The following is a 13283-nucleotide window of genomic DNA, read 5'->3' as shown; positions in this document are numbered from 1 at the left end:
CTCAGCCCGCGCCGCGCCGTTCGAGCTTCTGCAGCGCCGCCGCCAGTTCGTCTACATCGACCGGCTTCAGCAGGTGATGGTCGAAGCCGGCCCGCGCGATGCGCAGCCGGTCGTCGGGCTGGCCCCAGCCCGTGACCGCGATCAGGCCGATGTCATGAAGCCGCGGATGCGCGCGCAGGCGGCGCGCCAGCTCGCAGCCGTCCATGCCGGGCATGCCGATGTCCAGGATGGCGATCGAAGGCTCGAAGTGCTCGGCCTTCGCCAGCGCATCCAGGCCGCTGAACGCCACCGCGACTTGCGCGCCGAGCAGATCCAGCAGAGCCTCCAGCGACTCGGCCGCGTCGCGGTTGTCGTCCACCACCAGGATGCGGTGGTGCACCGCGATCGTGGCCTCGGACGCTCCGGTCTGCGCGCCGGCGTCCACGCCGTGGTCGAGCAGGGGCAGGGACACCGTGAACTCGCTGCCCCGGTCCGTCCCCTCGCTGCGGGCGGCAACCGTGCCGCCGTGCAGCTCCACGATGCTCTTCACCAGCGTGAGGCCGATGCCCAGGCCGCCCTGCGCGGCGCGCGCGGTGCCGCTGACTTGCACGAACATGTCGAAGATCGCGTCCAGCATGGCGGCCGGAATGCCGCTGCCGCTGTCCTTCACGCGCACCACCGCACGGCCATGGCCGTCCTGCTCGAGGAACACGTCGATGCGTCCACCTTCGGGCGTGTACTTGGCGGCGTTGTTCAGCAGGTTCGCGAACACCTGCGTGAGGCGCACGCTGTCGCCCCTCACGGCCAGCGAGGTGTCGGCGATGTGGACCTCGAGGGTGTGGCGGCCGGCGTCCATCAGCGGGCGGCTGAGTTCCACCGCGCCGCGGATCACCTTGTCCAGCTCGAGTTCTTCCAGCTTCAGCTCGATCTTGCCGCGCGTGATGCGCGAGACCTCCATCAGGTCGTTCACCAGCCGCACCATGTGGTCGAGCTGGCGGCCCATGAGTTCGTAGTAGGGCAGCGCGGCTTCCGACGTCAGCGGCTTGCGCTTGAGGATGGCCAGCGCGGTGCTCAGCGGTGCCATCGGGTTGCGCAGTTCGTGGGCGAGGGTGGCCAGGAACTCGGTCTTGCGCCGGTCGGCCTCGTTGAGCTCCTCGAGCATGCGGCGCAGTTCGTACTGGCGCCGCCGCGCGCGCAGCGCGCTGCGCAATGCGCTCACCAGCGAGGCCACGCGCAGCGGGCGCTCCAGCACGGTGACGTTGGCCATGCCCTCCATGGCGGTGGTGATGGCGCGCGAGTCGGCGCCTTGCCGCGCGAGTATCAGCACCGGCAGATCGGACCACGGAGGCTGGGCCGCCACCGCCGCAGCGAGCTGGGCGGCGCCGCTGCCTGTGAGCAGTTCCTCGGCCACCAGCAGCGCGCCGGCGCCCTGGCCCATTTCGCGCAGCAGCTCGGGAAGATCGGCGCAGGTGTGTGTCTCGATGCCGGCGCGCAGGAGCACGGCGGCGGTCATCGCGGCGTCCTTCGGGGTGGCCGGCCTCATGAGCACGCGCAGCTGCGGGTCTTGCAGCTGCGGCAGCTGGATTGTCGGGCCCTCGGTCACGGCGGGGGCTTGGAAACGCCGTCGATCGGCACGGGCACGCCGGTCAGGATGCCCCTGAAGCGGTGCAGCGGATCTCCCACGTGCAGGCCGCGCCGGTCCATCGAGAACGCACGGATGGAGCGCTCGTGCGCGCCGCCGCGCTTCTTGAGCACCGAGATGGCCTGGCGCACCTCGCCTTCGGCCTCGTAGTAGCGCAGCAGCACCACGGCGTCGGCAAGGTAGCTGGCGTCCACGGAAGTCTGCATCTGCGTGCCGATGAGCCCGTGCTGCGCACCGACCAGCAGCGTGGCCACGCCCGACTGCCCGAGGTAGGTGAGCAGCTCGTGCAACTGCACGATGAGAAAGCGCTCGTCGGGCATCGCGTTGAGATACCCGTTCAGGCTGTCGATGACGACGACCTTCGCGCCGTGCCGGGTCACGGCCTGGCGGATCTCGTGCACCAGCTCGCCGGGGGAGAGCTCGGCCGGGTCGACCTGCTTGATGCGGATGCGGCCCGATTGAAGATGGGGCTCCAGCTTCATGCTCAGGCCGGCGCTGCGGCTGCGCAGGGTGTTGATGCTCTCGTCGAAGATGAAGAGCGCGGCAGCCTCGCCGCGCTCGGCCGCCGCAATGGCGAACTGCAGCGCCACCGACGATTTGCCGGTGCCCGGCGAGCCGACGAGCAGGGTGCTGGTGCCCTTCTCGAGGCCACCGCCCAGCAGCGCGTCGAGCGCCTCGATGCCGCTGGGCAGGTTGGTCAGAGCGACGTCGCTGATGTGTTCGGCCGCCACCAGCCGCGGAAACACCTGCAGGCCGCCGCGGTCGATCTTGTAGTCGTGGTAGCCGCCGCGGAACGACTGGCCACGGTACTTGACGACCAGCAGGCGGCGGCGGGCGGCGCCGTAGTCGGAGTTGGACTGCTCCAGCCGCACCACAGCGTGCGCGATGCTCTGCACCTGGAGGTCGTGCTCGGTGGCGGTCATGTCGTCCAGCAGCAGCACGGTGCACTGGCGCCCCGCGAAGAACTGCTTGAGCGCCAGGATCTGCCGGCGGTAGCGCAGCGATGTGCCCGAAAGCAGCCGCAGCTCGGACAGCGAATCGAACACGATGCGCGAAGGCTTGAGGGCCTCCACGTCGTTCAGGATGCGCAGCGTGGTTTCGCTCAGCTCCACCTCGGAAGGGTGGAACATGGTGTATTGCTCCTCGGGCTGCAGGCTGTCCTGGGTGGGTAGCATCTCCCGCACGTGAATTCTGGAAATGTCCCAGCCGTGCGAGTCGGCAACGCCGCGCAGTTCGGGCTCGGTCTCGGACAGCGTCACGTACAGCACGGACTCGCCGCGCGTCACGCCTTCGAGCAGGAACTGCATCGCGATGGTCGTCTTGCCGGCACCTGGCGTGCCTTCGAAAAGATAGAGCCGGTTTGGCTCGAGGCCGCCGCCGAGCACGTCGTCGAGGCCCGGCACGCCCATGCTCAGCAGCCGCTGGTTATGAGGTTCCATGGTCGCTTCTCCGCGAATGAATAAGGTCACGGCCGAATTCAAGCATCGAAGCCGGGGGCAGGCTTGCAGGACGGCACCGCATGGCACGCGGCCGCGCGTGACTATGGAAGTTGTCCTGCACGGGGGAGCGGATTCGTCCGGCCGCCCCGGCGGGGCGCGCGGAGAAACTGCCTCACCGGCCCCCGAAGCCCCGGCCCTTCATTCAGTCAATCGACCAACCGGTCAACCAATTTCTGGCTCTTCAGGAGAAGACGATGCGCGCAGACACCGAGATCCGCATTCCACGGGACGATGAGCGGATCGACGTCACGGACCTCAAGGAGGTCGACTACTGGACCCAATGGTTCGGCGTGAGCGAGGAGCGCCTGCGCACCGCCGTGGCTTCGGCCGGCACGATGAAGGACGACCTGCGGGTCTACCTCGGCTTGCCCTGATCTTCCGGGCCCGGCCTCAGGCCGCGGCCAGCATGCCCTTTTCCTCGATGAACGCGACCACGTCGGCCACGCCCGAGAGCGTCTTGAGGTTCGTCATCACGTAGGGGCGCTGGCGGCGCATGCGCTGCGTGTCCTGCTCCATCACGTCGAGGTTGGCGCCCACGTAGGGCGCGAGGTCGGTCTTGTTGATCACGAAGAGGTCGCTCTTGGTGATGCCGGGGCCGCCCTTGCGCGGGATCTTCTCGCCGGCCGCCACGTCGATGACGTAGATCGTGAGGTCCGACAGCTCGGGGCTGAAGGTGGCCGCGAGGTTGTCGCCGCCCGATTCCACGAACACCACGTCGGCGTCCGGAAAGTCTTCCAGCATGCGGTCGATGGCCTCGAGGTTGATCGAGGCGTCTTCGCGGATCGCGGTGTGCGGGCAGCCGCCCGTCTCCACGCCCATGATGCGCTCGGCCGGCAGCGCGCCGGCCACCGTCAGCAGGCGCTGGTCTTCCTTGGTGTAGATGTCGTTGGTGATGGCGATCAGGTCGTACTTGTCGCGCATCGCCTTGCACAGCATCTCCAGCAGCGTGGTCTTGCCCGAGCCGACCGGGCCGCCGATGCCCACGCGCAGCGGCGGAAGTCTCTTGGTGCGGTTGGGAATGTGGTGGAGGGCGGAAGTCATGGCAGTGGTGTCCGGTTCAGCTTCGGAAAAGGCGGGAATATTGTGTTTCATGGCGGGCCGACAGCACCGCCAGCAGGGGCGCGAAGGCCTGGCGCTCGTCGTCGCCGAGGGCCATGGCGCGGGTCACGGCATCGGGAATCTCCTGCGCCAGCCGCCCCAGGATGCGCTGGCCCGCGCTCTGGCCCAGCGGCACGGCCTTGACCGCGGCGCCGACCATGTTCTCGGCCCAGCCGAAGGCGAAGGCCAGGCTGCCGTCGTGCACCGTGGCGCCGGCGCGGCCGGCCGCGAAGGCGAATGCGACGGGGTAGCTCGCGCCCAGATCGGCGAACACTTCCGCCGTGTCCGCGTGGTGCAGCTTCAGCCATTCGACGAAGGAACGGCCCATCTGCTCGGTCTGCAAAAGGAACTCGGCCGATTCGCGCGTGGCCATCACCCAGCGGTTGAGCTGGCGGATACGCGGCATGTCGCCGGCCTGCCAGGCCATGATGGCCTGCGCGCAGACGGCGAGGTCGCCGCGGGCGAAGCTCAGGTGGAGCTGGTCGGAGAGCCATTCGGCCGCGCGCGCTTCTGAATCGACGCCGGCCCATTCGACGGCGGCCTCGACGCCTTCGGAATACGAGAAGCCGCCCACGGGCAGCGCCGGGGAGGCGAGCCAGATCAGCTGCAGGAGGCTTTGGGCAGACACGTCAGTGGGAGTGGCCGTGATGTCCGTGGCCATGGTCATGGCCGTGCGAGTGGTCGTGACCATCGTGGCCGTCGAGCAGTTCCGGCGCGAGCACCAGCGGCTTCTGCCCGCCGCTGCTTCCGTGCGAATGGCCATGGTCATGGGAGTGCCCATGGTCATGGTTGTGGCCGTGACCGCCATGCGAATGCTCGTGCGACCCGTACGCACCGCCTTCGGGTTCGAAGGCTTCCTCCACCGACACGACGATCAGGTGCATCGAGCGCAGCATGTCGGCCAGCACGTGGTCGGGCTCGATCTTCAGGTGGTCGGGCTTCAGCTCGATCGGCACGTGCCGGTTGCCCAGGTGGTAGGCCGCGCGCGTCAGGTCGAAGGGCGTGCCGTGCGCGGTGCAGTGCGTGATGCGAAGCACCGGCTGCGGCGCGGCGATCACGCGCACCAGCGAGCCGTCTTCGGCCACCAGCACGTCGCCGCCGCGCACCAGCGTGCCGCGCGGCAGGAACACGCCGATCTGGCGGCCCTGCGAGTCGGTGGCGTCGAAGCGGCTCTTCTGGCGGACGTCCCAGTCGAGTTCGATGGTGGCGGCGCGCTTGAGCAGCACGGGCGCGAGGCCGCGGCCCTGGGGCATGAGTTTGTTGGCGGTGAGCATGGTGCAAATGGAGCGCCCCGGAGAGCGCCCGCTGGCTGGATGAATACCTTCGAGGATACGCAGCCTGTCAAGCAGGCGCGTTCCCTGGGGCTTCTTCAGAACAGGAAATACCGCTGCGCCATCGGCAGCAGCTTCGCCGGCTCGCAGGTCAGCAGGTTGCCGTCGGCGCGCACCGCGTAGGTCTGGGCGTCGATCTCCATCCTCGGCGCGTAGCCGTTGTGGATCAGGTCCTTCTTGCGCACGCCGCGCACGTTCTTCACCGCGCTGAGCTGCTTCTTCAGGCCGTAGCGCTCGCCCACGCCCGCGGCCAGGCCGGCCTGCGAGACGAAGGTGAGCGAGCTCTTAGCGAGCGAGCCGCCGTAGGCGCCGAACATCTGGCGGTAGTGCACCGGCTGCGGCGTGGGGATCGAGGCGTTCGGGTCGCCCATGGCCGCCAGCGCAATGCTGCCGCCCTTGATGATGGTGAAGGGCTTCACGCCGAAGAAGGCCGGCTTCCAGATCACGATGTCGGCCCACTTGCCGACCTCGAGCGAGCCCACCTCGTGCGCGATGCCGTGCGCGAGGGCCGGGTTGATCGTGTACTTGGCGACGTAGCGCTTGGCGCGGAAGTTGTCGTTGCGCGCGCTGTCCTCGGGCAGGGTGCCGCGCTGCAGCTTCATCTTGTGCGCGGTCTGCCAGGTGCGGATGACCACCTCGCCGACGCGGCCCATGGCCTGGCTGTCGGAGCTGAACATGCTGATCGCGCCCAGGTCGTGCAGCACGTCCTCGGCGGCGATGGTCTCCTTGCGGATGCGCGACTCGGCGAAGGCCAGGTCTTCGGCGATGCCGGCGTCGAGGTGGTGGCACACCATGAGCATGTCGACGTGTTCGTCGAGCGTGTTCACGGTGTAGGGCATCGTCGGGTTGGTCGACGACGGCAGGAAGTTCTCTTCGCCCACCACGCGCAGGATGTCGGGCGCATGGCCGCCGCCCGCGCCCTCGGTGTGGAAGGCGCAGATGCCGCGCCCGCCCACGGCGGCGATGGTGTTCTCGACGAAGCCCGATTCGTTGAGCGTGTCGCTGTGGATGGCCACCTGCGTGTCGGTGGCGTCGGCCACGTCCATGCAGTTGCTGATGGCCGCGGGCGTGGTGCCCCAGTCTTCGTGCAGCTTCAGGCCGATGACGCCGGCCTCGATCTGCTCGTGCAGCGCGTGCGGCAGGCTGGCGTTGCCCTTGCCGAGGAAGCCCAGGTTCATCGGGAAGGCGTCGGCCGCCTGCAGCATGCGCTCGATGTGCCAGGGGCCGGGCGTGGAGGTGGTGGCGAAGGTGCCGGTGGCCGGGCCGGTGCCGCCGCCGAGCATGGTGGTCACGCCGGAACACAGCGCCTCCTCGATCTGCTGCGGGCAGATGAAGTGGATGTGGCTGTCGATGCCGCCGGCGGTGACGATGTTGCCTTCGCAGCTGATGATCTCGGTGCCCGGGCCGATGACGATGTCCACGCCCGGTTGCACGTCGGGGTTGCCGGCCTTGCCGATGGCGGCGATGCGGCCGTCCTTCAGGCCGATGTCGGCCTTGACGATGCCCCAGTGGTCGAGGATGAGCGCGTTGGTCAGCACCGTGTCGACCGCGCCCTGCGCCCTGGTGCGCTGCGATTGCGCCATGCCATCGCGGATCGTCTTGCCGCCGCCGAACTTCACCTCTTCGCCGTAGCCGCCGGCGCGCAGCGTGTAGTCGGCCTCGACCTCGATGACGAGCTCGGTGTCCGCGAGACGGACGCGGTCGCCCACCGTGGGGCCGAAGATTTCGGCGTAGGCACGCCTTGAAATGGTCGCCATCAGAGCTTCCCTTGAACCAGGCCGCGAAAGCCGTAGACGATGCGATCGCCCGAAAAGTCGACCAGCTCGACCGTGCGCTGCTGGCCCGGCTCGAAGCGCACCGCGGCGCCCGAGGCAATGTTCAGCCGCATGCCGCGCGCGGCCTCGCGGTCGAAGCCGAGCGCGCCGTTGGTCTCGGCGAAGTGATAGTGCGAGCCGACCTGGATCGGCCGGTCGGCGGTGTTCTGCACCACGAGCGTGAGGGTGCGGCGGCCGGGGTTGAGCGCGTGCTCGCCCTCGTCGGTGAAGAGTTCTCCGGGGATCATGCCGGCCGCCTCAGATGGCCTGAGCCAGCAGCGTTGCGCCCAGGCCGACGACCGCGGCGCCGGCCACGCGCGGCAGCCACGCGTTGGCATTGCGCAGCGCCCAGCCGATCGCGATGCCCGCGGCGTGCAGCAGCACGGTCGCGCAGACCATGCCGGCCAGCGTGAGGGCGGCGCCTTGCTCGCTCGCCAGCTCGTAGCCGTGGGCCACGCCGTGGAAGACGGCGAACACGCCCACCACCACCATCGCCGCCACCGCCGGCAGGCGCACGCGCGTGACCACCAGCAGGCCCAGCACCAGCAGCGAGGCCGCGATCATCGGCTCGACCGCCGGCAGCTGCACGCCCGCCAGCCCCGCCAGCGCGCCCGCGAGCAGCATGCCGGCGAAGGCCAGCGGCGCCCAGAGCAGGTCGGGCCAGGCGCGGCGCGCGGCCAGCGCGCTCCACAGGCCGACAGCGACCATCGCCGCGAGGTGGTCGGCGCCGGTCAGCGGATGCATGAAGCCGGTGACGAAGCCGTGGTGCATGCCGCCGTCGACGCCGGTGTGGGCGCTGGCCGCGAGCGGCAGCAGGAGGGCGATCAGGGCAAGGGTCTTGGAGGTGCTGTGGCGCATGGAAAAGTCCTTCTGTTCTTTCTCTTGTTCTTCGAATCTCAGACGATGGGCTGATGGACGGTGACCAGCTTGGTGCCGTCGGGGAAGGTGGCTTCGACCTGGATGTCGGGAATCATCTCGGCGATGCCGTCCATCACGTCGGCGCGGGTGAGCACGCTGCGCCCCTCGCTCATGAGTTCGGCGACGCTCTTGCCGTCGCGCGCGCCTTCCATGACGGCGGCGGAGATCAGGGCGACGGCTTCGGGATAGTTGAGCTTGAGGCCGCGGGCCTTGCGGCGTTCGGCCAGGAGTGCCGCGGTGAAGATCAGCAGCTTGTCTTTTTCGCGCGGGGTCAGTTCCATGGGATCGGCATCGGGTGGCGGGAGGAGGCGGCCATTATGGGCAAGCCGGCTTGTTTGCAACAGTCGTGCCTTGTCCGCCAAAAGCCGTATGGATGGCACGGAAGATGCACCGAAACGGTGTGAACCCTGAAGCCGCCCCCATCAGCTCGGACGACGCCCCGCAGCGCATCGTCAAGGTGCGGCGCGACTACAACAGCTGGGTGGCCAGCGAGACGCTGGAAGACTACGCCCTGCGCTACACGCCGCAGCGCTTCCGCAAATGGTCCGAATGGCGGGTGGCCAACACGGCTTTCGGGGCGGCCTCGTTCCTGATCCTGGAGGCGGTGGGTGCGACGCTGCTGGTGCAGTACGGCTTCGCCAACGCCTTCTGGGCGATCCTGGCGACGGGGCTCATCATCTTCCTGGCGGGCGTGCCGATCAGCGTGTACGCGGCGCGCTACGGCGTCGACATGGACCTGCTCACGCGCGGTGCCGGCTTCGGCTACATCGGCTCGACGCTCACCTCGCTGATCTACGCGAGCTTCACCTTCATCTTCTTCGCGCTGGAGGCTGCGGTGATGGCCTATGCGCTGGAACTGGCGCTGGGCATCCCGCCGGTCTGGGGCTATCTGGTGTGCGCGCTGGTGGTGATTCCGCTGGTCACGCACGGGGTGTCGGCCATCAGCCGGCTCCAGCTGTGGACCCAGCCGCTGTGGCTGCTGATGCTGGTGGTGCCCTTCGCCTACGTGCTCGTGCGCGATCCTGGTGCGTTTGCGGGCATCGTGCACTACAACGGCGTGCGCTCGGGCACGAAGGGCTTCGATCTGCACCTGTTTGGCGCAGCACTCACGGTCGGCATCGCGCTCATCACCCAGATGGGCGAGCAGGCCGACTACCTGCGCTTCATGCCCGCGCGCACGGCGGCCACGGCGCGGCGCTGGTGGGCCGGGGTTCTGGCCGGCGGCCCGGGCTGGGTGGTGCTGGGCGTGCTCAAGATGCTGGGCGGCGCGCTGCTGGCTTACCTCGCGATCACGCACATGGTGCCGGCCGACCGGGCGGTCGACCCCAACCAGATGTACCTGGCGGCCTACGAGTACGTGTTTCCGCACTACGGCTGGGCGGTGGCGGCCACGGCGCTGTTCGTGGTGATCTCGCAGCTCAAGATCAACGTGACCAACGCCTATGCGGGCTCTTTGGCCTGGAGCAACTTCTTCTCGCGCGTGGCGCACAGCCATCCGGGGCGGGTGGTGTGGGTGGTGTTCAACGCGCTCATCGCCTTCATGCTGATGGAGATGAACGTGTTCGAGGCGCTGGGCGACGTGCTGGGCCTGTTCGCCAACATCGCCATCGCCTGGATGATGGCCGTGGTGGCCGATCTGGTCATCAACAAGCCGCTGGGCCTCTCGCCGCCGGGCATCGAGTTCAAGCGCGCGCACCTGTGGGACATCAACCCGGTGGGCGTGGGCGCGATGGCGCTGGCTTCGGGGCTGTCGATCACCGCGCATCTGGGCGTTTTCGGTCCGCTGGCGCAGGCCTTCTCGGCGCTGATCGCGCTGGGCACGGCGCTGGTGGCCTCGCCGCTGCTGGCCTGGGCCACCGGCGGCAAGTACTACCTGGCGCGCGGCGTGCCTTCATCCGGGGCCGGCGCGGTGCGCTGGGCCAGGGTCGAGCACGAGGGCAGCTACCAGCGCCTGAAGGTGCAGCACTGCGTGATCTGCGAACGCGAGTACGAGGGGCCGGACATGGCCCACTGCCCCGCCTACCAGGGCCCGATCTGCTCGCTGTGCTGCACGCTGGATGCGCGCTGCGGCGACCTGTGCAAGCCGCACGCGAGCCTGTCGTCCCAGTGGTCGGCGGTGCTGCGCTGGCTGCTGCCGCGGCGCAGCTGGCGCTACCTCGACACGGGGCTGGGGCACTTCCTGCTGCTGATGCTGGTGATCGTGCCGTTGCTGGCGGTGGTGTTCGGCGTGCTCTACCAGCAGGAGCTGCGCGCCTTCGCCGAAGGCGCGCTGGAGCTGGCGACCGAGCCCGACGCGGCGGCCGCGCTCGCGGGCGTGCAGAAGGCTTCGCTGCGCTCGGGCTTCCTCAAGGCGTACATGGCGCTGCTGGTCATCGCGGGCATCGTCGCGTGGTGGCTGGTGCTGGCGCACCAGAGCCGCAAGGTGGCGCAGGAGGAGTCGAACCGACAGACCCACCTGCTGGTGCGAGAGATCGAGCTGCACCGCGAGACCGACCGCGCGCTGCAGGCCGCCAAGCAGTCGGCCGACGAGGCGCGCGAGATCGCGGAGCAGGCCAAGCTCGCTGCCGAACTCGCCAAGCAGGCCGCCGACCAGGCCAACCAGGCCAAGAGCCGCTACATCAGCGCCATCAGCCACGAGCTGCGCACGCCGCTCAACAGCATCCTGGGCTACGCGCAGCTCATGGGCGAAGACCATTCCGTGCCGCCGCACCGGCAGCAGGCGGTGGCGGTCATCAAGCGCGGCGGGGAGCACCTGCTGTCGCTCATCGAGGGCACGCTGGCCATCGCGCACATCGAGGCCGGCAAGCTCACGCTGCACGCGCGGCCAATGCGCTTTGCCGACACGCTGCGCGAGCTGGCCGACATGTTCGAGCTGCAGGCGGCCGAGAAGGGCCTGCAGTTCCGCTTCGAGGCCGCGGGGCAGCTGCCCGAGGTGGTGCGCGCCGACGAGAAGCGCGTGTGCCAGATCCTCATCAACCTCCTGGGCAACGCGATCAAGTTCACGGCCGCGGGGCAGGTCACGCTGCGGCTGGCCTATGCGCGCGAGTTCGCTTCCATCGAGATCGAGGACACGGGCCCCGGCATGCCGGCCGGGGACATCGAGCGCATCTTCGAGCCCTTCGCGCGCGGCAACGCCATGGGCACGGCCGCCGCGCCGGGCGCGGGGCTGGGCCTGACCATCGCCAAGATGCTCACCGACCTGATGGGCGGCGAGATGAAGGTGAGCAGCACGCCGGGCGTGGGGTCGCTCTTCTGCGTGCGCCTGTTCCTGCCGCGCGTGCACGACACCGTGGCCGGTGCCGGGCGCGCGCTGCCCGTTTCGCGCGCGCGGCGCGGCTACGAGGGGCCGCGCCGACGCCTTCTGGTGGTCGACAACGAGGAGGCCGACCGCGACCTGCTCGGCCATCTGCTCGCACCGCTGGGCTTCGAGCTGCGCAGCGCCGCCAGCGGCCACGACGCGCTCGATCTCGTCGCCGCCGGCTACCGGCCCGACGCGATGTTCGTCGACCTCGCCATGCCCGGCATCGACGGCTGGGAGACCATCCGCCGTGCGCGCAAGCTGGGACTGACCGAGGCCGCCGTGGCCATCGTCTCGGCCAACGCCTTCGACAAGGGGCTGGACAACGACGTGGGCATTGCGCCCGAGGACTTCTTCGTCAAGCCCGTGCGCCACACCGAGCTGCTCGACTGGCTCGAACGCAGGCTCGGCCTGCGCTGGACCGAGACCGCCGCGAAGCCCGCTCCCGTCGCCGCGCCGCGCGCGATGCTGGCGCCCTCGCTGGCCCGCCTGCGCGCGCTGGAGGAGGCGGTGGGCCTGGGCTACTTCCGGGGCATCATGAACCAGCTCGACGACATCGACGCCGCGCAGCCCGAGTGCGCGGCATGGACCGAAGCGCAGCGCGTGCTCGCTCGCCAGTTCCAGTTCGAAGCCATGAGCTGCGCGCTGGCCGAGGCCGTCGAAAGCGCAGCATGACCACGAAGCCATCCGCAGCCATGGAAACCTCATCGCTCGCCAGGATCCTGCGCGAACAGCAGGGCGCCAACAGCGACCTCGTGCTCATCGTGGACGACGTGCCCGACAACCTCGCGGTGCTGCACGATGCGCTCGACGAATCGGGCTACACCGTGCTCATCGCCACCAACGGCGAGCAGGCGCTGCAGCGTGCGGTGCAGGCCAAGCCCGACATCGTGCTGCTCGACGCGATGATGCCGGGCATCGACGGCTTCGAGGTCGCGCGGCGGCTCAAGGCCGATGCCGCGACGGCGCATATCCCGATCGTGTTCATGACGGGTCTCACCGAGACAGAGCACCTGGTGGCGGCGCTGGAGGCCGGCGGCGTCGACTATGTCACCAAGCCCATCAAGCCGAAGGAAGTGCTGGCGCGCATGAACGTGCACCTGCAGGGCGCGCGCCGCGCGAGGCAGGACGCGCGGCAGGCCGGCCAGGCGCGCAATGCGCTCGACGCCTTCGGCTACGCCAGCATCACGGTGCGGCTGCCCGAGGGCCGGCTGATCTGGCAGACGGCGCTCGCGCGCGACCTGCTGCAGCGCTACTGCGACACGCGCGCGCCAGAGACGCCGCCGGCGGTGCTCGAATGGCTGCGCAGCCACACGCCCGATGCGCGCGAGCGCGGCATCGAGCCGCCGGCGCTTTCCATCGTGCAGGGCGCCGGCAGCCTCACGCTGCGGCTGCACCAGCAGACCGGCGGCGACGACGACGGCGACGAGTGGATGATCATCATGCGCGAGGTGTCCGACACGGCGGTCATCGAGGCCATGAGCCTGAGCCTGAAGCTCACCGCGCGCGAGGCCGAGGTGCTGTACTGGGTGGTCAAGGGCAAGACCAACAAGGACATCGGCGAGATCCTCGGCAGCAGCCCGGCCACGGCCAAGAAGCACCTGGAGCGGGTGTACGTGAAGCTGGGCGTGGAGACGCGCACCGCGGCGGCGGGCGTGGCCATCAAGCGCATCCGCGAGCTGCAGCCCCAGTTCGAGATCTGAA

At 69.3% G+C, this 13283-nt stretch carries 12 protein-coding genes; 3 read left to right on the top strand and 9 right to left on the bottom strand.

The window, feature by feature from the left end; genetic code table 11:
* Nucleotide 1 precedes the first annotated feature (1 nt).
* Nucleotides 2–1582 carry an ATP-binding protein gene (locus FHT32_RS03105; RefSeq protein WP_371132119.1) on the bottom strand — a complete coding sequence of 527 codons (1581 nt, stop codon included), beginning with the start codon at nt 1580–1582 and terminating at the stop codon, nt 2–4.
* Complete coding sequence (locus FHT32_RS03100; protein WP_176663163.1) at nt 1579–3060, bottom strand: ATPase domain-containing protein; 1482 nt, start codon at nt 3058–3060, stop codon at nt 1579–1581. The genes FHT32_RS03105 and FHT32_RS03100 overlap by 4 nt, the downstream gene beginning before the upstream one ends.
* A gap of 254 nt (nt 3061–3314) precedes the next feature.
* Between FHT32_RS03100 and FHT32_RS03095 the strand changes: the two genes are divergently transcribed.
* Nucleotides 3315–3494 (top strand): DUF3606 domain-containing protein, encoded by a 180-nt coding sequence (locus tag FHT32_RS03095; RefSeq protein ID WP_176663162.1) that lies wholly within the window; start codon nt 3315–3317, stop codon nt 3492–3494.
* A 16-nt stretch (nt 3495–3510) separates the two neighbouring features.
* On the opposite strand, the gene ureG is transcribed toward FHT32_RS03095, so the two are convergent.
* The 7 genes from ureG to FHT32_RS03060 form a co-directional block, all read right to left on the bottom strand.
* The gene (gene ureG, locus FHT32_RS03090) at nt 3511–4161 is read right to left on the bottom strand and encodes an urease accessory protein UreG (RefSeq protein WP_176663161.1); all 651 of its coding nucleotides are present in this window, start codon (nt 4159–4161) and stop codon (nt 3511–3513) included.
* 16 nt (nt 4162–4177) lie between these two features.
* Entirely contained in the window at nt 4178–4885 is a 708-nt protein-coding gene (locus FHT32_RS03085; protein WP_176663602.1) for an urease accessory protein UreF, read from the bottom strand.
* Nucleotides 4848–5492 (bottom strand): urease accessory protein UreE, encoded by a 645-nt coding sequence (gene ureE / locus FHT32_RS03080; protein ID WP_176663160.1) that lies wholly within the window; start codon nt 5490–5492, stop codon nt 4848–4850. The genes FHT32_RS03085 and ureE overlap by 38 nt, the downstream gene beginning before the upstream one ends.
* A 95-nt stretch (nt 5493–5587) precedes the next feature.
* The gene (ureC, locus tag FHT32_RS03075; RefSeq protein ID WP_176663159.1) at nt 5588–7306 is read right to left on the bottom strand and encodes an urease subunit alpha; all 1719 of its coding nucleotides are present in this window, start codon (nt 7304–7306) and stop codon (nt 5588–5590) included.
* Entirely contained in the window at nt 7306–7611 is a 306-nt protein-coding gene (locus tag FHT32_RS03070) for an urease subunit beta (protein ID WP_176663158.1), read from the bottom strand. Before FHT32_RS03070 ends, ureC begins: the two co-directional genes overlap by 1 nt.
* 10 nt (nt 7612–7621) lie before the next feature.
* Nucleotides 7622–8221, bottom strand: coding sequence for a HupE/UreJ family protein (locus tag FHT32_RS03065; RefSeq protein ID WP_176663157.1), 600 nt, complete (start codon nt 8219–8221; stop codon nt 7622–7624).
* A 38-nt stretch (nt 8222–8259) separates the two neighbouring features.
* A complete protein-coding gene (locus FHT32_RS03060; RefSeq protein WP_042578881.1) occupies nt 8260–8562 on the bottom strand; it encodes an urease subunit gamma in 303 nt (100 codons plus the stop codon).
* A gap of 104 nt (nt 8563–8666) precedes the next feature.
* Between FHT32_RS03060 and FHT32_RS03055 the strand changes: the two genes are divergently transcribed.
* Both FHT32_RS03055 and FHT32_RS03050 read left to right on the top strand, forming a co-directional pair.
* Nucleotides 8667–12254 carry an ATP-binding protein gene (locus tag FHT32_RS03055; protein ID WP_176663156.1) on the top strand — a complete coding sequence of 1196 codons (3588 nt, stop codon included), beginning with the start codon at nt 8667–8669 and terminating at the stop codon, nt 12252–12254.
* Nucleotides 12255–12274: 20 nt separating this feature from the next.
* Nucleotides 12275–13282, top strand: a complete 1008-nt coding sequence (locus FHT32_RS03050) for a response regulator transcription factor (RefSeq protein WP_176663155.1) — start codon at nt 12275–12277, stop codon at nt 13280–13282.
* Nucleotide 13283: the final 1 nt, after the last annotated feature.

This window comes from Variovorax sp. SG517 (genome assembly GCF_013376045.1).
In the GTDB taxonomy this organism is placed as follows: domain Bacteria; phylum Pseudomonadota; class Gammaproteobacteria; order Burkholderiales; family Burkholderiaceae_C; genus Variovorax.
The sequence above is the reverse complement of the archived record's forward strand: the minus strand, read 5'-3'. Positions and strand labels throughout refer to the sequence as shown.